The sequence below is a fragment of the Olsenella porci genome (assembly GCF_009695875.1).
In the GTDB taxonomy this organism is placed as follows: domain Bacteria; phylum Actinomycetota; class Coriobacteriia; order Coriobacteriales; family Atopobiaceae; genus Olsenella_H; species Olsenella_H porci.
The window spans coordinates 265,978-284,956 of the sequence record NZ_VUNC01000001.1; the positions used below are offsets into that span (position 1 = coordinate 265,978).

The following is an 18,979-nucleotide window of genomic DNA, read 5'->3' on the forward strand; positions in this document are numbered from 1 at the left end:
CCCCATGTGGGTCTGGCGGCGAAGTGCTTAGAAGGACTAGCCCCCTTGTGGATTTGACAGCAGGGTGCTTAACAAACCTAGCCCCCATGCGAGTTTTGGGCACCAGACCCTCCATGAGGGCTAGCAGTGCTAAGCGTTCGGGCTTCAAAACCCACATGAGGCCTAGCGTCTCTAAGCGGCCCGTCCCGGAATCCACAAGAGGGCTAGCGCTGTTAAGTGCTGCTCCGCGAAACGTATGCCGCCGCGGTAAGGAGAAACCCTGGCAACATCGCCCGCGCTGGAGGGGTAAGGCCGCTGGCGGCTCCAGGCTCCTGTCCCATCGCCCTCAACCCAGCTGCCCGGCTCGCCAAGAAGCTTGCGAAGATTTGTTTCCCCCGCGTCGGCACGGCGACAAACGCCGCCTACAATGTGTCCCATGTTTATCAACAGAGTCTCAAGACAGCTGCTCGCCGCCCCCGAGTTTGTGCCCCTGCTGCACGGGCTCGACGCGGGCGATGACGTCACGCTCGGCGTGTCGCAAAGCGCACGCCCCCTGGTCCTCGCCTCCCTCTGGGCGCGGGACCCCCGCCCCTGCCTCATGGTCGTTGCCGGCGAGGAGGCGGCCGACCGCACGGCGCGGTCGCTTGCCGCCTGGCTCGGCATGGACGTGGTATGCCGCTATCCCGACCGCAAGGACCTGCCCTGGTCCCCCAAGGCCCCGGACGACGCCGCCGTGGGCGCCCGCTGCTCCGCCGTCGCGCGTCTCTCGGCAGGGGAGAGGTGCGTGGTGGTCGCAAGTGCGGCGGCGCTCCTCCGTCGGGTTCCGCCCGTGGGCTCAGGCTACTTTGCCTCGAGCACCTTCTCGGTGGGCGATCAGGTTGACTTTGAGGACGTGGGTCACCTTTTGGTGGGCATGGGCTACACCGATGCCGGCGATTCCGCCGAGGTCAGCGAACCCGGCATGTTCCACGTGCACGGCGACAGCGTGGACGTGTTCCCCGCGCAGGCGACCTCGCCCGTTCGCATCGAGTTCTTTGGCGACGAGGTCGACCGCGTGCGGCGCATGGTTCCCTCCACGGGGCAGACCATCGGCGAGTTGGATTCGGTCACGGTCTCGCCCTGCCGCGAGATTGCGCTTACGCCCACGACAATCGATGCCGCCCGCCATGCCCTCTACAAGCGCGCGCAGGACAACTCAAAGGTCGCGGCCGACCTCGAGCTCATCCAGGCGGGTTCCGCCGAGCCGTCGCTCGAGAAGTACCTCCCCGCCCTCTACGGCGGAAGTGCCTCGGTCATCGACCACGCGAGCAAGGACACGCTCGTGGTTCTCGCGGAGCCCCGTGCGCTCTTCGACGATTGCATGCACGCCTACGACGACGTCGTTGCCTCGGCCAACGCGGTGCGCGTGAAGCCGGATGGCCTGTTCTCCTCTCCCCGGGAACTAGACTTTGGCAGGCAGCAGCGACTCTCGCTTTCGTCGATTCAGCGGGCCGGCACCTCCGCCACCTCGCAGCTCGCCGTGCGTCAGCCGGGCATTGCGGGTAGCGACGCAAAGCTGCTTGGCCGTCTTCGCCAGTTGGTGGGGGAGAGGAGCGCAGTCGTCTTTGCCGTGCCCGATCGCGGTGCGCGCGAGGCGCTTGAGCTCACCCTGAGCGACGAGGGCATCCCCTTTGAGGAGTCGCTGGGAGCTGCGGCTCCCAATAACGTGCCCGTGGCCTCGGACTTGGCCAACGACCACGTGACCCCGCTCTCCCGCGGCATCGTCACCTTCTTCGACGCGCCCGTCCCCGCCGGCATCGTGGTTCCCTCCGCGCGCCTGGGTGTGTTCAGCGTGAGCGATCTCACCTCTCGCATGGCGAGACACCGCGACCATGCCCGCCGCGTGGACCCCACCACGGTCACGTTCCCCTTCAAGCCGGGGGACTACGTCGTCCACGCCACGCACGGCATCGCGCTTTTCTCGCAGATCGTGCGCCAGGAGGTCGGTGGGCGACAGCGCGACTACTTCCTCCTGGAGTACGCCGGGGGAGACAAGCTGTTTGTCCCGCTTGAGCAGGTCGACCGCATCACCCGCTATGTAGGGCCGGATGGCTCGAGCCCGCGCCTCACGCGGCTCAACACCGCCGACTGGTCGCGTGCCACCGGCAAGGCGCGCAAGAGTGCCAAGAAGCTCGCCTTTGACCTGGTGGACCTTTACACGCGACGCTCATCGGTGTCGGGCCACGCGTTCTCGCCCGACACGCCCGCCCAGGCGGACATGGAGGCGAGCTTTCGCTACGAGCTCACTCCCGACCAGGCATCGGCGGTTGCGGACATCAAGGCCGACATGGAGTCTCCCAAGCCCATGGACCGCCTGCTCTGCGGCGACGTGGGATTTGGCAAGACCGAGGTGGCCCTGCGCGCGGCCTTCAAGTGCTGCCAGGACTCCAAGCAGGTCATGGTGCTGTGCCCCACCACCATCCTGGCGCAGCAGCACTTCGAGACGTTCTTCGAGCGCTTCTCGCCCTTTGACCTGGACGTGCGCGTTCTCTCGCGCTTTGTGACCCCCGCCCAGCAGCGCAAGGCCCTCGAGGGCTTTGCCTCGGGCGACGTGGACGTGCTCATCGGCACCCACCGCCTGCTGTCTGCCGACGTGAACCCGCACGACCTGGGACTCGTGATCATCGACGAGGAGCAGCGCTTTGGCGTTCAGCACAAGGAGCAGCTCAAGAACCTGCGCGAGCAGGTGGACGTGCTCACGCTCTCGGCAACGCCCATTCCGCGTACCATGCAGATGGCCATGAGCGGCGTGCGCGACATGAGCCTCATCCTCACCCCGCCGCCGGGGCGCCTGCCGGTGAAGGTCACCGTGGGCGAGTGGGATTCCGATGTGGTGAGCGACGCCATCCGGCGAGAGCTGGAGCGCAAGGGCCAGGTCTACTACGTGAGCAACCGCGTCACCACCATCGAGGACGCCGTGGACCGCGTGCACGAGGCCGCCCCCGAAGCCCGCGTGGGCGTGGCGCACGGCCAGATGAGCGCCTCTCAGGTGGAGGACGTGATGATGGAGTTCGACGAGCACGAGATAGACGTGCTCGTGGCAACGACCATCATCGAGAGCGGCATCGACAACCCTCACACCAACACGCTCATCATCGAGGACTCCCAGCGACTGGGGCTGGCGCAGCTCTACCAGCTCAAGGGTCGCGTTGGTCGCGGCAGGGTGCAGGCGTACGCGTACTTCATGTTCCCGGGTGAGACGCCCCTCACCCCCGAGGCCACGGACCGTCTCACTGCCATCAACGAGTACCAGGACCTGGGAAGCGGCATGCGCATCGCCATGCGCGACCTCGAGATCCGCGGCGCCGGGTCCCTTATGGGCGCGGAGCAGCATGGCAACCTCTCGAGCGTGGGCTTTGACCTGTTCACCCAGATGCTGGGCCAGGCTGTGAGCGAGGCGAGGGGCGAGGCGCCAGACGTGGAGCAGACGGAGGTCACCATCAACCTCCCGGCAGACTTTTACCTTGCGGAGGAGTACCTGCCCGACGTCGACCGCAGGGTGCTGGCCTACCGCCGCCTCGCCGCGGCGACGGAGCTGGCGGACGTGGACGCCCTGCAGCGCGACCTGGAGGACAGCTATGGTGCGCTCCCGCTTGCGGGCAAGAACCTGTTCGACCGCGCGCGCATCCGCATTCGCTGCGAGCGCCTGGGTGCCACGAGCGTCTCGCTCACCAACGGACGTCTGATTTACCAGGGGGTGGACGTGCCCCGAGACGTGGCAGCAAGGCTGCGCCAGCACCGCGCGATCGTGTACCCCAAGACCAGGAAGCTCGCCTATCCGTTCCATACCGGCAAGGAGGAGCTGCTGCCGGCGGCCCTTGGGGTGCTGGAGGAGATAGGCGGGGACGACGAGGAGTAGGAGCGGGCCACGCCCGCGGAGGGGAGTGCCAATGGGTGAAGGCGAGAGGGGCCGCGGGGATAACCGCTGGCAGGATGCCGCGGACCGCGCGGACGCGCAGAACTCCGGGCGCGAGGGTGCGCCGGGCGAGCACCCTGAGTTCGACCGCCTGGTGCGCACCATCTGGCGGCTGCGCCAGCCCGACGGCTGCCCGTGGGACAAGGCGCAGACCCACCGCTCCATCACGCGCAACATGATCGAGGAGGCCTACGAGGCGGTAGACACCATCGAGTCCGACGACATGCCTCACCTTCGCGAGGAGCTTGGTGACGTCCTGGAGCAGGTGCTTCTCCACTCACAGATTGCCTCGGACGAGGGCGACTTCGACATAGACGACGTGTGCCGCGAGCTCAACCAAAAGCTCGTGCGCAGGCATCCGCACGTCTTTGGCGACCTCGCCTCCGATGGCGCGGACTCCGTGGGCGGGGTGCTGGACATCTGGGACGACGTCAAGCGCCAGGAGCGCGAGGCAAGGGGCGCAGGGGGAGAGGAACCGGGGCTTCTGGACTCCGTGCCCAAGTCGCTGCCGGCGCTCATGCAGTGCCAGAAGATCTCAAAGCGTGCGGCAAAGGCCGGCTTTGAGTGGGCGAGCGAGGGCGAGGTGTGGGGGCAGGTCCGGAGCGAGCGGGACGAGTTCGAGGCCGAGGAGCCCGGCAGCCCCGAGCGGGCGGAGGAGTTTGGCGACTTGCTCTTCTCCCTTGTGAACGTCGCCCGCTGGGAGCACATTGACGCGGAGGAGGCCCTGTCCGCCGCAAACCGCAAGTTCAGGCGTCGCTGGGCCCTGATGGAGGGCATGGCACGCGAGGAGGGCGTGAGCCTGGAGGACGTGGGAACGGAGCGCCTCAACCTCATGTGGGACGCCGCAAAGGAGCGGGAGCGCTCGGGACAGAGGGCCTCTGGTGACGTTGCGGAGGCCTCGGGGAAGTAGGTCCGCCCCACCGCCGGCTGCTATAGTATGAAGTCCACGGGGCGGATTGGCGCCCCTCGCCAAACGAACCAGAAACGAAGCATGGCATGAGCAGACTCAGTCGTTCCCAAGCGGGCGGGTCAATCGCCCTCCCCAGATATGGCACCCCACGCCAACCGGTCGCACCAAGTGGACGGCGCGGGGAGCGAGAGAATCGCGATCGCGTCACCCCCGTGCGGGAGACTTCACGGGCAGCGCGCGGTAGGGCCCAGGAGTCCCGCCGTGGCGGTCGTCGCGTCCCGGTCCAGACGGGCCGCGAGGTCACCCGTCGCGAAGGCCGTGCGGACGCGGCGGAGAGGATCCTCTCCGCCGGGGACTGGGCGGCTCACCATCGCGTCATCGTCACCGTCTTCGCAGTCGTCCTGGTCGCGGTCGTGGGGCTGTATGGTCCCGCGCGCGACTACTACGTGGCGCGTAGGACTGGAGAGGTCCTGCAGCAGAAGTACGATGACATATCCAGCCAGAACTCCGCGCTCACCGCAGACGTTCAGCGCCTGCAGACCAAGGAGGGCATCGAGGACGAGGCCCGCAAGCGCGGGTACGTGTTGCAGGGCGAGACGGCCGTGACCGTCGAGGGCCTGAGCGACGACTCCCAGAGTGACCCCTCTGCGGTGGACGCCTACCAGGATGACCGCAGCATGACCACCAAGCTGCTCGACACGGCGTTTGGCTACGACCCGGAGGCAACATGGAACGCGTAGCGTGCATAGACATCGGAACCGTGACGTGCCGCCTGGCGGTCGCCGAGGTCGAGGGGGACAAGGTCCAGCGGCTCGCCAAGAGCTCGAATATCTGCAACCTCGGTCAGGACCTTACCGCGACGGGGATGATCTGCGACGAGGCGCGCGACCGTGTGCTCGCATGCATCGACCAATACCTTGCGTCCACCGCCACGTCGGGGGCTCAGGCCGTCTGCTGCACGCTCACCTCGGCGGCGCGCGATGCGAGCAACTCGGGCGAGCTTCTCTCGGCGCTCGAGGGTCGCGGGCTCAGGCCCATGGTCATCCCGGGCGAGGTGGAGGGGTCCCTCACCTTCCTTGGGGTGGCCCAGGACTTCCCCGGGCAGCGCATACTCGTGGCGGACAACGGCGGCGGATCAACCGAGCTGGCGCTGGGGACGCTCTCCGCGACCGGCCTCGAGCTCGAGGCGGTGCGTTCCGAGAACGTGGGATGCCGCAGGATTACCGAGCGCTTCCTCTCGGCGGGCGACCCGCCTTCGCCGGACGACATCGCCGCCGCGCGTGCGTTCGCGGACGGTCCGTTTGCGAACGCTGCCGCCGAGGAGAAGATCGCGGAGAATCGTCCCTCCAGGCTCGTCGTAACGGGTGGTACGGTGACCAGCCTCGTTGCCATCGAGAAGCGCCTGCAGCCCTACGATCCCCGCCAGGTCCACCTCGCGACCCTGAGTCGTGCGCAGGTGGAGGGCTTGGTCATGGGTCTCACCTCCATGACTGTGGCCCAACGGCGCGAGCTGCCGGGCCTGCAGCCCAAGCGGGCCGGCGTGATTCTCGGTGGAGCCGTTGCAATTGCCGAGCTCATGGCACAGACCGGCTTTGACGAGCTCACCGTGAGCGAGAGCGACCTGCTCTTTGGCCTCTCGCTCTGTGCGGCGGCCACCATGCGTGGCGACCAGACCCCAGTGGGCTGGAAGCCGCTTCTCGCGCCCGTCCGGTAGTCCGCTTGCGGGCTCTTGCCGGGCGAGAGGTGCCTGCGGGCCTCTCGCCGCGATATCATTGCAAGGGCTTGGGGGCGTGGCGAAATTGGCATACGCAGCAGACTTAAAATCTGCCTCCGAGAGGATTGCGGGTTCGAGCCCCGCCGCCCCTACCACACGTTCCGTTGCAAAATGAATGGGGCGGCGCACCAGCCTGGTGCGCCGCCCCCTGTTTGCCATGGTGCCCCCAACGAGACTCGAACTCGTGTCGTCGCCTTGAAAGGGCGATGTCCTGACCGCTAGACGATGGGGACGCATCGGCCAGTATAACAGAGCCTACGGGATGTACTCCTCCATGCCTCTCCACAAACCAAAGAGACCACTTGTCCAATACTTGACTGCACGGGTACGATGGAGGGAGAGATTCAATCCAGTAGGACCAAAGATTGATAGTGCGAGGACAACAAGCAGCATGTCAGCGGACGAGACCGATACTACCTATATGCCAAACCCCATACCGACCCCAGCGTTGGCCAGGTCGGTCCCACCCCTGTACAAGGGAAAGCCGCAAGAGGTTGCTGGGACCACCTACCACGCGCAGCTCTCCGAGATCTTTCGCGAGAAGATCTATTCCCGGGAGTGGAAGGCAGACTCCAAGATACCCTCCGAGCACCAGTTGATGGAGCGGTTCGGCCTCAGTCGCGGGACCGTCAGGCACGCAATCAAGACGCTCGTCGACGAGGGGCTTCTCGTCCAGCGCCATGGCAAGGGTACGTTCGTCACGGAGTTTGGGATCTCTCATCCCGCCGGCATTCGCCCCATCTCGTTTGCCCAGTCCCTGCACGACCAGGGGAAGGACTTCATCACGCTCGTCCTGGACAAGAAGGTCCTTCCCGCCCCGGTCGACGTTGCGCGGGAGCTCGAGATGGAGGAGGGGGGCAAGGCGCTCTTCCTCAGGAGGGTTCGCCTTGTGGAGGGGGTTCCCCTCATCTGCCAGGAGAGCTGGACCAACCTTGCGGTCTGCCCCGGATACGAGAAGGTCAGGTTTGAAGAGGAGCCCGCCTTCGATGCGGCGCAACGCTGCAGCGGGAAGAAGATTGCCTATTCGAGGATTCGCACCACGGCGCGCCTGGCAGGTGTGGAGCACGGGAGATATCTGCGCTGTGACGAATCTGCACCGCTCCTCGTGCTCGAGCAGACAATCCGCTTTTCCGATCGGACCCCCTTCGAGTGGAGTCTGACTTGGCTTAGTTCTGGCCAGGCGGTCGTGGGGGATGCGGTCCAGGAGTGACGCGCGGCCGGGTGCCTGCCCCCCGCGCCCTCTAACACGCCCTTGAGACTCTTGTTCATTGAAAGATGTACAAGTAGCCCTTGGAGTTGCTATACTCTTCGCGACAGTTCCTACACATCTTCGATGTCAGGAGGAGACTCGCATGGAGAAGGCAACGCTCAGAAGCCCGTTTCTCGTCGTGAACCCCAAGTCCTACACCTATGGTGAGGATCTCCGCAAGCTGGCGCAGCGCGCCGAGGAGCTTGCGGCAAAGTATGACCTTGACTGCTTGTTCACCGCTCAGTTCATTGACCTACCCTGGGTCATCGAGAACTGCCCCCACCTCACGCCGTGCGCCCAGAACATGGAGAGCCTGAAGCCCGGTCGTGGCATGGGGCACATCCTTCCCGAGGCCCTCGCGGCGGCGGGCGTCAAGGCGACGTTCCTCAACCACGCCGAGAACCCCAAGACCGTCCACGAGCTTGCGGCGACCATCGCTCGCGCAAACGAGGTGGGCATCCTCACCTGCGTCTGCGCCGACTCCGTCGAGGAGGCCCAGATCATCGCCGAACTTCACCCCGACATCATCACCTGCGAGCTCACCAGCCTCATCGGCACCGGCCAGGTTGCGGGTGAGGACTACATGAGGTCCTCGACCGAGGCCGTGCGTGCGGTCTCGCCCAGCACCAAGGTGCTCCAGGCTGCCGGCATCCACTCCGGCCAGAACGTGTACGACGCCATAAGGCTGGGTGCCGACGCCACGGGCGGCACCTCCGGCATCGTGTGCGCCGATGACCCGCTTGCCAAGCTCGACGAGATGTTCGAGGCGCTTGACCGCGCCCGCACCGACTTCTACAAGGAGGCATAGGGATGACTGTCTACAAGGGTCAGGTAACCGTTGACACCCAGGCGGGCAAGCCCACCTACATCGACGTGACCGACGAGGTCAACAAGATCGTCGAGGAGAGTGGCGTCAAGGAGGGCATCGTCTCGGTCATCTCGTGCCACACCACCTGCGCGGTGTTCTCTGACGAGTACGACCACGACCGCAACGGAGCGGGTGACCTCTTCCTGCACGCGGACCTCAACAACGGCCTCCAGAAGATCTTCCCCGAGCAGCACGACTGGAATACCTACAACTACCCGGGCGAGAAGCACCTGGAGGAGGTCGAGTCGTGGCCCAACCCGGAGAAGTATCTTCCCGGCGGCGACAGGACCATGCTCTGGAACGGTGACGCCCACCTGCGCTCGACCCTCATCGGCGGCAGCCAGACCTTTGAGGTTGCCGAGGGCAAGCTCCAGATGAACGGCCTAGCCAGCATCTTCTTCGTCGACTATGACCGTACGCGCGAGCGCACCCGTCGCCTTCGCGTGATCGTCATGGGGGAGTAGTTTCATACTGTCTACCTGCCAGGCGTCACTTGTAATCAGAAAAATGTACAAGTGGCGCTTGATTTTTGAACGGGAAGTATATACTTTATGGCAGATGTATGAAGCAGTTGCTTTTTGGCAGCTGAACGTTCGTCCGTTTAGGAGGAATTTCTCATGAAGACCATCATCGTCGCTTGTGGTTCTGGGGTTGCGACATCCACCGCTGTCGTCGCAAAGATTACCGACCTGCTCGACTCCCACGGATTCAACGGCGAGTACCAGCTTCAGCAGTGCTCCATTGCGGAGGCCGTGGCAAAGTCCAAGACTGCCGACCTCCTTATCGCCACAACCGCGAAGCCCCAGGGCATTGAGTGCCCCTTCATCTCGGGCATCCCGTTCCTCACCGGAATTGGCAAGGCCGGGGTCGAGCAGCAGATCCTCGACTTCATGGCAAAGTAGCCGTAGGAGCCACAAAGCCCTCAATAATTTAGGTTTTACTGGGGCCCTAGCGGAGGGGTCCTGGGAAATGTACGCAAAATGGAAGGAGAACAGCACCTATGGATGCAATCGTTGCGTTCTTCAACGGGCTATCCAGCCTGGGCGTTTCGGTCGTCATGCCGATCGTCCTCACCATCATCGGTTGCTGCTTTGGAGCCGGCTTTGGCAAGAGCCTCAAGGCGGGCCTTACCGTCGGCATCGGCTTCATCGGCCTTAACCTAGTCATTAACCAGCTGATGGGAACCGATCTCGCCTCCGCGGTCACCGCCATGGTCAACCGCTTCGGCCTCGAGCTCTCGGTCATCGACGTTGGTTGGCCTGCGGCCTCCGCCATCGCCATGGGCTCTGTCGTCGGAACCATCATCATCCCGCTGGCCCTGCTGGTGAACGTCGTCATGCTGCTCACCAACACGACCCAGACCGCCGACGTCGACATCTGGAACTACTGGCACTTCGCCTTCACCGGTGCCCTCGTCGCCATCGTCACCAACAACGTGGGCCTTGGCATCTTTGCCGCCATCATCAACGAGGTCGTCGTCCTGATCATCGGCGACGTCACCGCTCCGCTCGTCGAGGAGTCCCTGGGCCTTCCCGGCGTCTCCATCCCCCACGGCTTCTCTGGCGCATACGTGCCCATCGCGTTTGCGGTGAACTGGCTCCTTGACAAGATTCCCGGCATCAAGAACATCAACTGGGACGTCCGCAGCATGCAGAAGAAGTTCGGCGTGTTTGGCGACCCCGTCATGCTCGGCTCCATCATCGGCCTTGTCATCGGAATCCTCGCCGGCTATGGTCTGCTTCCCGTCACCAACTCCGATGGCACCACTACCCAGTCCGTGCTCTACATCGCGGTCGCAATGGGCGCCGTTATGGTCCTGATTCCGCGCATGGCCGCACTGCTCATGGAGGGCCTGCTCCCCATCTCCGATGCTGCCTCTGCCTTCATCCAGAAGCACTTCTCCAACCGCGGCAAGATCTACATCGGTCTTGACTCCGCCGTGGGCACCGGTCACCCCGTGACCCTGACCATGGCCCTGATTCTCGTGCCGGTGGCCGTCTTCCTGGCCTTCATCCTTCCTGGCAACAAGGTCGTGCCTCTCGCCGACCTGGCGTGCATCCCTTACATGCTCGTGCTGATCACCCCGATCGTCCACGAGAACGGCTTCCGCGGCCTGCTCGTTGGCATCGTCGTCCTGGCAGTTGGCTTCTACATTGCCACCGACCTCTCGCCGCTCATCACCTCCGCCGCGGCAAACGTCAACTTTGACATGGGTGGCGCGGCTGCGATCTCGTCCATCTGCGATGGCGCTAACCCGCTCACCTGGCTCATCGTCCGCTTTGGTACGATCGGCACCTACATCGGCCTGGTCGTCCTCGCGGTGGGTGACGTTGCGCTTGCCCTCTGGAACCGCAAGCGCATCCTGCGCGAGGCGGCGGAGCTCCATGAGGAGAGCGCCGAGGCGGCTGCGCAGAAGTAAGGTAGCTTGTCTCCGCAACGAGCTTCCCGGTCTGGAAGGGACGGGTCCCACGGCTGCTGTCGCGTGGGGCCCGTCCTCGTTTGGAGGAGCATGGAAGAGAGGACCTACACATACGCTCGCGGCCACTTCAACTGGGAGGTGACGGCCCAAGGCGTCATCTGCCTCGCCATCGCCATCGCCTGCGTGTTCGAGGCGGCGAGGGGCGTCCTGGTTGGGCTCATGGTCGTGATTGCCGTCATTGGGGCTTATGGCGCCTTCAAGACCTTTGTGGCGCGCGCGTACCCGCACTCCGTCATTTTCGGCGATGGCTTCGTGGAATTTGAGTGCTACGGTAAGCGCGACAGGTACGACTTCGAAAAGACGCATGATGTCAGGGTGAGGGAGTATCCAAGCCAGATGCGCCTGTATATCCGCATGGACGGCGACAGCTTCCTCCGCGGGCGCTATTGGGTCCATGCCCAGTGGTTTGACGGCGGGCAGGAGCTCTTTGACCGTCTCGTCGACCTCGAGAACACCCTCAACCCCACCAGCCTGAGGGCGCGCGCCCGGCGTGGGGGAGGGTTCGTGGACCTCTCCGATGGTGCAACGCCCCTAAAGCCAAAGTCCAAGTCCAAGCGCAAGCGCCAGTGACGCTGGCTTGGGTAAGAGACACGAGGCGGCCCGCCCGAGAGAATCCTCTCGATGGCGGGCCGCCTTGCGCGTCGTATGAGTTAAAGGCGCTTTATGCCTTACGCCAGGGGCTTCGCACCATTCGCGAAGACCTTGACGACCTTCTCGAAGTCGTCGCGAAGGGTCTCGTACGCGACGGTGGTCATGTCGTGCCAGTAGGCGACCTTGCCGCCCTTCTCGCCCACGAGCCTCTCCACTGCCTCGCCGGCATACTTTACGCCGTAGGTGTAGTAGTTGATCTTCCTGATGCCGGCGTTGATGGACTTGACGTAGTCCTCGTCCGAGACGCCCGAGCCACCGTGCATGACCAGGGGTACGTTGTTGCGCTCGCGAATCTGGGTCAGGACGTCAAAGTTGAGGTGCGGCTCGCCCTTGTACAGGCCGTGAACGGTGCCAAACGAGCAGGCAAGGATGTCGAGACCGGTGCGGGCGATGAACTCCTGCGCCTGGTCGGGGTCCGTGTAGATGGCGCCAGACTCCTGTGCGGTACCACCCTCGTCGCGCGACCCGGCCTCGCGGCTGCCCATGGAGCCGAGCTCGCACTCAAGTCCGGCGTCGAAGCTCGCGCACATGTCTGCGGCGCGACTGGAGTTGGCCACGTTCTCCTCGTAGGGGAGGAAGGAGCCATCGAACATGGCGCCCGTGAAGCCCATGTTAAGCGCCTTGTACATGTACGAGAGGTGCTCGCAGTGGTCTAGGTGCACGCAGAGGGTGGCGCTGGAGCGCTCCGCGAGGGCGACCATGGTGGGGCCGATCTTGTCGAGCGGCGCAAACGGGTCATGTCCCTCGGCGTGGGAAAGGATGACCGGGTAGCCGGTCTGCTCCGCCACGTCTATAGCCGCGCGGAGAGCCTCAAAGCTGGGTACGTTGAACGATGCGATTGCCATGTTGTTCTGCTCGGCGATGGAGCAGATGTCTCGAAGGTTGATGAGCATTCAACACTCCCCTCCAGTCGGGTGGCTTGGATGTCAAGCCACTATCTTGTATATGCTAGTATATACAAGTACAGAGTAAGAGACAGCACGAGTTAGACCGTGGAAGGGAGAACGAATGATTCTCAAGAAGGAGCTCATACAGATTGGGCTTGACTGCCCGGATGCGGACAGCGCGCTGCGCGAGGCAGCCCGCGCCTTCGTCGACAATGGTTTTGCGACCGAGGGGTACCCCCAGGCGATCATCGATCGCGAGCAGGTCTATCCCACGGCGCTTCCAGGTGCCGCGTTCGACATCGCGATGCCCCACTGTGACGCAAAGTACATCAACAAGACTGGCGTTGCAGTCATCACGCTCAAGAATCCCGTCGAGATGAAGATGATGGGTGATCCCGACACCACGCTGCACCCCAAGATGTTCTTCATGCTGGGCATCGCCGATCCGCATGGCCAGGTCGAGATGCTCCAGAGGCTTATCGCCGTCATCCAGGACGCAGACCTTCTCAACCAGGCGTATGCGTGCCAGGACGTCGACGCACTCTACGACCTCATGGCGCCCAAGCTGGGCGACTAGGGGAGAGGCGCTTCGGTCATAGGCCCCAGGTCGGGCGCGGGAGGCTGCGAATCAGCTGGCTCCCGCGCCCTTCTCCTATCGATTGCAGGCGCTCGCGGCTACCAGTCGAGCCCGTGCTCCCCCGCAAACGACTTGCCCGCGGAGGCTATGTCCTCCTGGCGCTCGGCCCACAGGGCAAAGTCCGGCACGTCCAGGATGATCGGATCCGCCTCGTGCACGGCGAGCGTGACCTCTTCAAAGCTGTAGGGGGCGTACTGGGGGCGGTCTGGCATGTACGTGTCGATGAGGATGGGACGCAGCAGCGCATAGGCGCCACCGTCGCACAGGCTGCACATGCCCCGCAGGGCTCGGCGGGCGGCGGTCATGCGGCCCAGCTTGTACAGCAGGATGACCCTCGAGAGGGCAAACCACGAGTCTCCCCGGTGCGAGAAGCGTGCCTCGAGCCGGTTGAGCCCCTCCTCGTCCTCGAGCCTCGCGCGAGAGAGCGCGCATGCCCTTCTCGCCCCCACGCCGTCAGTGGGGGAGAGGGACAGCGCATCCTCCCCCGCCTTGTCGCATATGCGGTAGCGGCCCGAGTCAAGGGCGGCAAACTGTATGCGGGCGAGCAGCCTGAGCCATGGACGGGCGAACACGTCGTTCCAGGCGTCGCCAGTCCCGGTGGTGTCGGACGTCCATGGGCCGCCCGCGATTTCGTCGCGAAGGTCCAAGAGCATCCCCAGCTCCACGTCCGGGTCCCTGTCACTGGCGATGATCTGCACCACGCGTGCGTCCACGCAGGTGGGACACGCCTTGGTGATCTTCTCGCAGGCAATGGACAGCTTGCCCATGCGCTTTGCGCGCTCTATCGCGAACTCGTCGTCCTCCAGCAGGTCGTCGCCCTGTCGGTCTGCCGCGAACTTGTCCAGCAGCTTCCCCAACGCGAGAAACGTGGCGTCCTCGCGATTGTCGATGAACTCCACCGGGTTCTTGCGAACCGCCAGGAGCAGCTCGGCGTAGGCACTCTTTGAGAGGCCCATGCGCTCACCGCGCCTGCGGGCGACGCGCTGCACCAGCTCTTCCCTTGCGTCCAAGCTACCTCCCCTCCCCGGAGTCGCCATTGAGCTCGCTGTCCTCCCGCGCCACGAGCGCGTCGATGTCCTCCTTTGGGGCGAGCTCCTTCGCCCGCTCGGCGAGCCAGGTCCCCAGTGAGCCGTGACCGCATCTTGCCCTGCCCTCCTGGAACAGGACCGTCGCCTCGGAGCACGCCACGATGAGCTCGTCCTCGCTGTACGGGGGCACGGCAAGTCGGTAGAAGACGCCGTCGGGCAGCTCGTGCTGCAGAAAGATCGTGGCAGCGGCGTAGGGGTAGGTGTCGCAGAGCTGCTGGAGTTGGCGCTTGGCGTCGTTCATCCGGTATTGCTTGAACCGGATCGCCATGCGGGCGAGCTGCATCCACGCGTCCTCGGGACCTCTCGCCCGCTCGATCGAGACCTGTCGCGTCCTGCGCGCGAGCGCGTCCAAGCCGCCCTCGTCCTCCAGCTTGGCGTAGGCGATCGCCGCGGTGAAACGGGCGTCTGCGATGTCGGTGGGGTCCAGCTCCAGCAGCCTGTTGCAGATTCTGATGGCCTGCCGGTTGCGTCCGCAGATGACCGCCTTGGATGCCTGCATGCCCAGCCAGCGAAGGTAGGGGTACATGGCAATCTTGCTTGCGAGGACCGCTCGGTCCCCCTCATGGGTCGCAAGCATCAGGTCGCGCTGCTCTTGGCAGTGGGCGCCCACCTCGTCTGCCGTCTCGTCCAAGAAATCGTAGTAGAGGTCAAATGACGGGATGTCGGCGGCGCGGAGCATACGAATGGCGTCATAGCAGTACGGGTCCAGCGAGACCGCCTCGTTGAGCAGGTTGCGCCCGCGCTTGAGGAGGTCCTGGGACGTTCCTCCGCGGGAGAAGGGCAGGTCGTAGTCTATGATCGTTGCCGCTAGGGAGACCAGGTGAAACGCCCTGTCCTCGTCGGTCTGGGGGAGCGAGTCCCGGTCCTGCGCAAACCGACGCCCAAAGGTGGCGAACTCCCTTGCCGCTTTAAGTGGATCGGTCCCGTCGAGCTGGTTCACAAAGCGAAGCGCCAGGCGCTGGTAGTCCTCCCTGCTGGGGTCAAACGACATGTGCCTCCTCCCAAAGCGTGCCTACGACATGCCATCGTATCTCAGGTGTGGGCGGAGCGCAGGGCGTGTCCCGGAGCGTGGTGGTGGTATCCACTTGCTGGTTCTGCCTGCGTGGGAGGCGCCGGTCTCAAAAAGCAAAAGCTTAAGGGAGAGGCTGAAGAAATGCCGCGTGCAGCGGGTTTCTCGCCTCGCGGGCGTCGGGCGGTCGGCGACACCGCTGGGGTACGAATGCGGGAGCATCTCATATCAGATGGTGAATGTATTCTATATAGTGTACATTCAAAAAAGTCAATAGATGCGCAATCAGTATTCAGTATACGGTCGAGAAATTCGGCGAGATGATTCCTGAGCGTGCATCAGACCCCTATGGGTATTCTCTCTACCGGATGGGGTTCGTATCCCATTCCCCATGGTTGAACAGCGGGCGAGGGGTTCGCCCGCAATCGTCGCATTGGGCGACTCGTTGTCGGCTCCGCTGGGGGCGGTTGCCGGCAGAAGGAGGAGAGTGTAATGGGACGTTTTACCAACCCGCGTGACCTGTACTTTGGCGAGGGCGCCCGCCACGAGGTGAAGAACCTCAAGGGCAAGAAGGCCGTCATCGTCTCCGGTGGCCACAGCATGCGCCGCGGCGGCTTCCTGCAGGATGTCCAGAAGGACCTGGAGGATGCCGGCTTCGAGGTCAAGCTGTTCGAGGGCGTCGAGTCCGACCCGTCGATCGAGACGGTGCAGAAGGGCGCCAAGTTCATGCAGGACTTTGGCCCCGATTGGATCGTCGCCATCGGTGGTGGCTCGCCCATTGATGCCGCAAAGGCCATGTGGGTGTTCTACGAGTACCCCGACGAGAAGTTCGACAACATCATCCAGCCGTTCTCGTTCCCCGAGCTGCGTCAGAAGGCCCACTTCTGCGCCATCAGCTCCACGTCTGGCACCGCTACCGAGGTCACGGCATTCTCGGTCATTACCGACTACGAGCATGGCATCAAGTACCCGCTAGCTGACTTCAACATTACGCCCGACGTCGCCATCGTCGACCCCGAGCTCACCTACTCCATGCCCCAGAAGCTCTGCGCCCACACCGGGATGGACGCCCTCACGCACTGCCTCGAGGCGTACGTCTCGACTGCTGCCTCCATGTTCACCGACGCTGACGCCCTGCACGGCATCCGCGAGATCACCCAGTGGCTGCCTGTCTCCTACACCGGCGACCACGAGGGCCGCAAGCACATGCACGAGGCCCAGTGCCTCGCGGGCCTGGCCTTCTCCTCGGGCCTGCTCGGCATCGTGCACTCCATGGCGCACAAGACCGGCGCGGCGTTTGAGAACGGCCACATCATCCACGGTGCCGCCAACGCCATGTACCTGGGCAAGGCCATCCAGTGGAACTCGAAGGATCCTCGCGCTCACGAGCGCTACGCCTACGTTGCCAAGGAGATCCTGCACCTTCCCGGCACCACCGACGACCAGCTCATCGAGTCGCTGGTGCAGAAGATTCGCAGCATGAACGACGAGCTGCACATTCCGCAGAGCATCAACAACTATGCCAACGGCGGCGTCAAGGCCGACGAGACCGGCGAGCCCGTCATGGTCTCCGAGAAGGAGTTCCTGGAGAAGCTCCCGACCATCGCGGCCAACGCGGTCAAGGATGCCTGCACGCCCGAGAACCCGCGCGAGACCAAGGCAGAGGACTTCGAGAAGATTCTGAAGTGCTGCTACTACGACGAGCCGGTCAACTTCTAGGGACCGATTCGCAGGTAAGTTCATCCCCCAAGAGCCCCGTCGGCACCCGCCGGCGGGGCTTCTTTTGTCACCGGGAGCCTTCTACGAGAGGCTGGATGCGATCCATGCGATGAGGTTCTGCGTGTGGTCTCCGCTTCTCTCGGCGACCGTATGGCCCTGCGCCCAGACCGTCTGGAAGTCGAGGTTGGACACCGACGAGTCATGCGCAAGGACCAGGGCAAGGTTGAGTTCGGTGGCAAGTGAGGTCTCGCCTTGGGTGATGCCGCTGCGGATTCTCCAGTTTGGCGCCACGGTGGATGTGCCGTAGCCGTCTCCCGAGGGGCACAGGTAGTAGAGCGGGCTGTACATGTTCAGGCGGGCGGCCTGCTCGATTCCCAAGGCGTCCTTGGTCTGGACGTCGTTAGCCCAGTCCGAGGCGTAGCTGGAGTCATAGCCACTCAGGGAGGAGTAGTCGCTGGCGTTATCCTCCATCAAGTCTGCCATGGTTGCGTCAAAGTGGCGGGCGTCCTGGTCGTGGTCGCCCATCAGGAGGTTCTCCATGGCGCTCTTGTCAGGGTCATCAAACGCGGCGACCGCCTTGGTCGGCGGCTTGCAATGCTTCACGAACGCGCCGATGCCCGAGACCGTCGCCGTGTTGGAGGACGCGTCGTAGGTCACCCACTCCTCGTCGGAGTTGAGGGAGTCGATGTAAGCTTGCGCATCGTTGTAGGTTGCGTCGTCGGTGGAGTAGGGAAAGCTCGTGTCGACGAGGAAGTTGTTGAGCGAGCCCTCGATGGTCGAGAGCATCTGGTCGTAGTAGCTGCCCGAGGTGTAGATGCCCCCTCCCCCCTCCGAGAGGGTCAGGCGGTTGCCGTCGGCGTCCTCGATGTCGGACCCGTTTATATATGAGACGAACTCCCGCGCCATGTCCTGCGACAGTGCCCTGGTCCAGGTGCCCTGCGCACGGGTGTCGTCGGTCGAGAACTGCCCCATCATCCACTCGTAGGCCTCGTTGCCCGAGTCGAGCGACGTCACGGGGCACCAGCACGCCACCCCGCACACGGCGTCGGAAGAGCCGTCCTCGGTCACGGCGCCGATCGACTGGAGGTAGGGGTCATACTCCGACGCGTCCCCCGTCGATGCGACCACGGCGCTCTGGGCGCCTCCCGCGGACACGCCAAAGATGAAGATGCGGTCCGTGCTCCCCGGAAGGGTGTTGCCGTTGTGGCGGAGGCAGCGGATGGCCGCCTTGAGGTCCGTCACGCCCCACGGAGCGCCGCCGTCGTACTCCGAACCGTCGGAGTTGGTTCCGTTGCTCCTCCCGCGGCACCCCGCAAGGACGTACACCATGCCGGCGGCGGTGTAGGTCTTCACGTCGTCGGGGCTGTACGAGGTGGGAGGGTTCTGCGGGGCGTATCCGTTGGTGGTGACGGGCATCGCAATGGGGGCGTCCCTGGCCGTGTAGTCCCCAACCGCCCCGTCCTCGTTGAGCTTGCAGGTGTAGGTCGATCCGTCGGAGTTTGCCGTCGCGCTGAGGTAGGCGCCCGGGGCGTAGATCCCCATCGACTCGATGGCGGGTGCGGCGGGGCTCAGACAGTACCGCACGCCGAGCTGGTAGTAGATGTCGTTGTCGGAGTCGTACTGCCAGGCGGAGCCATCAAGCGCGAGGCTCGAATAGTCCGTCGCCGCCTGAGAGTTTGCCTCTCGCAGGTTCGAGGCCCCCATGGCGCCGATGAGCCCCGCCGATACCGCTCCGGCGGAGAGAAACGCCCTCCTGGTCATCTTGCCGCCCATC

16 protein-coding genes and 2 tRNA genes are annotated in these 18,979 nt (G+C 64.3%); 13 read left to right on the forward strand and 5 right to left on the reverse strand.

All coding sequences use genetic code 11. The features are described 5' to 3' along the window. Nucleotides 1-415: 415 nt before the first annotated feature. From mfd to FYJ68_RS01185, 5 genes are all read left to right on the forward strand, one after another. A complete protein-coding gene (mfd, locus tag FYJ68_RS01165; protein ID WP_154433486.1) occupies nucleotides 416-3,877 on the forward strand; it encodes a transcription-repair coupling factor in 3,462 nt (1,153 codons plus the stop codon). Between the two features lie 31 nt (nucleotides 3,878-3,908). Continuing rightward, nucleotides 3,909-4,844 carry a nucleoside triphosphate pyrophosphohydrolase gene (mazG, locus tag FYJ68_RS01170; RefSeq protein ID WP_154433487.1) on the forward strand — a complete coding sequence of 312 codons (936 nt, stop codon included), beginning with the start codon at nucleotides 3,909-3,911 and terminating at the stop codon, nucleotides 4,842-4,844. 212 nt (nucleotides 4,845-5,056) lie between these two features. Next, entirely contained in the window at nucleotides 5,057-5,584 is a 528-nt protein-coding gene (locus tag FYJ68_RS01175; RefSeq protein ID WP_195837667.1) for an FtsB family cell division protein, read from the forward strand. Next, the gene (locus tag FYJ68_RS01180) at nucleotides 5,572-6,558 is read left to right on the forward strand and encodes a Ppx/GppA phosphatase family protein (protein ID WP_154433489.1); all 987 of its coding nucleotides are present in this window, start codon (nucleotides 5,572-5,574) and stop codon (nucleotides 6,556-6,558) included. The genes FYJ68_RS01175 and FYJ68_RS01180 overlap by 13 nt, the downstream gene beginning before the upstream one ends. 70 nt (nucleotides 6,559-6,628) lie before the next feature. Next, nucleotides 6,629-6,713, forward strand: a tRNA-Leu gene (locus FYJ68_RS01185). Between the two features lie 63 nt (nucleotides 6,714-6,776). Here FYJ68_RS01185 and FYJ68_RS01190 read toward each other — a convergent pair. Further along, nucleotides 6,777-6,851 (reverse strand) — tRNA-Glu (locus FYJ68_RS01190). A 158-nt stretch (nucleotides 6,852-7,009) separates the two neighbouring features. Here FYJ68_RS01190 and FYJ68_RS01195 point away from each other — a divergent pair. The 6 genes from FYJ68_RS01195 to FYJ68_RS01220 all read left to right on the forward strand — a co-directional run bounded on the left by FYJ68_RS01195 (nucleotide 7,010) and on the right by FYJ68_RS01220 (nucleotide 11,784). Beyond that, nucleotides 7,010-7,828 (forward strand): GntR family transcriptional regulator, encoded by an 819-nt coding sequence (locus FYJ68_RS01195; RefSeq protein WP_229771937.1) that lies wholly within the window; start codon nucleotides 7,010-7,012, stop codon nucleotides 7,826-7,828. A 142-nt stretch (nucleotides 7,829-7,970) separates the two neighbouring features. Then, a complete protein-coding gene (locus FYJ68_RS01200) occupies nucleotides 7,971-8,675 on the forward strand; it encodes a triose-phosphate isomerase (protein ID WP_154433490.1) in 705 nt (234 codons plus the stop codon). A gap of 2 nt (nucleotides 8,676-8,677) precedes the next feature. Continuing rightward, entirely contained in the window at nucleotides 8,678-9,199 is a 522-nt protein-coding gene (locus tag FYJ68_RS01205; protein WP_154433491.1) for a YjbQ family protein, read from the forward strand. Between the two features lie 153 nt (nucleotides 9,200-9,352). Then, nucleotides 9,353-9,637 (forward strand): PTS sugar transporter subunit IIB, encoded by a 285-nt coding sequence (locus FYJ68_RS01210; protein WP_154433492.1) that lies wholly within the window; start codon nucleotides 9,353-9,355, stop codon nucleotides 9,635-9,637. 98 nt (nucleotides 9,638-9,735) lie between these two features. Next, nucleotides 9,736-11,154, forward strand: coding sequence for a PTS galactitol transporter subunit IIC (locus FYJ68_RS01215; protein ID WP_154433493.1), 1,419 nt, complete (start codon nucleotides 9,736-9,738; stop codon nucleotides 11,152-11,154). Nucleotides 11,155-11,244: 90 nt separating this feature from the next. Further along, nucleotides 11,245-11,784: a hypothetical protein gene (locus FYJ68_RS01220; RefSeq protein ID WP_195837668.1), complete on the forward strand. Its 540-nt coding sequence runs from the start codon at nucleotides 11,245-11,247 to the stop codon at nucleotides 11,782-11,784. 98 nt (nucleotides 11,785-11,882) lie between these two features. Here the strand turns inward: FYJ68_RS01220 and FYJ68_RS01225 are convergent, their stop codons facing one another. Further along, a complete protein-coding gene (locus tag FYJ68_RS01225; RefSeq protein WP_154433494.1) occupies nucleotides 11,883-12,758 on the reverse strand; it encodes a class II fructose-bisphosphate aldolase in 876 nt (291 codons plus the stop codon). Nucleotides 12,759-12,873: 115 nt separating this feature from the next. Between FYJ68_RS01225 and FYJ68_RS01230 the strand changes: the two genes are divergently transcribed. Further along, the gene (locus tag FYJ68_RS01230) at nucleotides 12,874-13,329 is read left to right on the forward strand and encodes a PTS sugar transporter subunit IIA (RefSeq protein WP_154433495.1); all 456 of its coding nucleotides are present in this window, start codon (nucleotides 12,874-12,876) and stop codon (nucleotides 13,327-13,329) included. Between the two features lie 98 nt (nucleotides 13,330-13,427). On the opposite strand, the gene FYJ68_RS01235 is transcribed toward FYJ68_RS01230, so the two are convergent. Together FYJ68_RS01235 and FYJ68_RS01240 are read right to left on the reverse strand one after the other, a co-directional pair. Continuing rightward, nucleotides 13,428-14,399, reverse strand: a complete 972-nt coding sequence (locus tag FYJ68_RS01235; protein WP_154433496.1) for a hypothetical protein — start codon at nucleotides 14,397-14,399, stop codon at nucleotides 13,428-13,430. Nucleotide 14,400: 1 nt separating this feature from the next. Beyond that, nucleotides 14,401-15,468, reverse strand: a complete 1,068-nt coding sequence (locus tag FYJ68_RS01240) for a tetratricopeptide repeat protein (protein WP_154433497.1) — start codon at nucleotides 15,466-15,468, stop codon at nucleotides 14,401-14,403. 510 nt (nucleotides 15,469-15,978) lie between these two features. Here FYJ68_RS01240 and FYJ68_RS01245 point away from each other — a divergent pair. After that, complete coding sequence (locus FYJ68_RS01245; protein WP_154433498.1) at nucleotides 15,979-17,205, forward strand: iron-containing alcohol dehydrogenase; 1,227 nt, start codon at nucleotides 15,979-15,981, stop codon at nucleotides 17,203-17,205. 81 nt (nucleotides 17,206-17,286) lie between these two features. Here the strand turns inward: FYJ68_RS01245 and FYJ68_RS01250 are convergent, their stop codons facing one another. Next, nucleotides 17,287-18,978, reverse strand: a complete 1,692-nt coding sequence (locus FYJ68_RS01250; RefSeq protein ID WP_154433499.1) for an alpha/beta hydrolase family protein — start codon at nucleotides 18,976-18,978, stop codon at nucleotides 17,287-17,289. Between the last annotated feature and the right edge of the window lies 1 nt (nucleotide 18,979).

Bases quoted from the DNA above. Each gene is read 5' to 3' on its own strand.
- FYJ68_RS01225 (WP_154433494.1), bottom strand. From the start codon at position 12,758: ATGCTCATCAACCTTCGAGACATCTGCTCCATCGCCGAGCAGAACAAC.
- FYJ68_RS01245 (WP_154433498.1), top strand. From the start codon at position 15,979: ATGGGACGTTTTACCAACCCGCGTGACCTGTACTTTGGCGAGGGCGCC.
- mazG (WP_154433487.1), top strand. From the start codon at position 3,909: ATGGGTGAAGGCGAGAGGGGCCGCGGGGATAACCGCTGGCAGGATGCC.
- FYJ68_RS01180 (WP_154433489.1), top strand. From the start codon at position 5,572: ATGGAACGCGTAGCGTGCATAGACATCGGAACCGTGACGTGCCGCCTG.
- mfd (WP_154433486.1), top strand. From the start codon at position 416: ATGTTTATCAACAGAGTCTCAAGACAGCTGCTCGCCGCCCCCGAGTTT.
- FYJ68_RS01220 (WP_195837668.1), top strand. From the start codon at position 11,245: ATGGAAGAGAGGACCTACACATACGCTCGCGGCCACTTCAACTGGGAG.
- FYJ68_RS01195 (WP_229771937.1), top strand. From the start codon at position 7,010: ATGTCAGCGGACGAGACCGATACTACCTATATGCCAAACCCCATACCG.
- FYJ68_RS01215 (WP_154433493.1), top strand. From the start codon at position 9,736: ATGGATGCAATCGTTGCGTTCTTCAACGGGCTATCCAGCCTGGGCGTT.
- FYJ68_RS01210 (WP_154433492.1), top strand. From the start codon at position 9,353: ATGAAGACCATCATCGTCGCTTGTGGTTCTGGGGTTGCGACATCCACC.
- FYJ68_RS01205 (WP_154433491.1), top strand. From the start codon at position 8,678: ATGACTGTCTACAAGGGTCAGGTAACCGTTGACACCCAGGCGGGCAAG.
- FYJ68_RS01240 (WP_154433497.1), bottom strand. From the start codon at position 15,468: ATGTCGTTTGACCCCAGCAGGGAGGACTACCAGCGCCTGGCGCTTCGC.
- FYJ68_RS01230 (WP_154433495.1), top strand. From the start codon at position 12,874: ATGATTCTCAAGAAGGAGCTCATACAGATTGGGCTTGACTGCCCGGAT.
- FYJ68_RS01200 (WP_154433490.1), top strand. From the start codon at position 7,971: ATGGAGAAGGCAACGCTCAGAAGCCCGTTTCTCGTCGTGAACCCCAAG.
- FYJ68_RS01250 (WP_154433499.1), bottom strand. From the start codon at position 18,978: ATGGGCGGCAAGATGACCAGGAGGGCGTTTCTCTCCGCCGGAGCGGTA.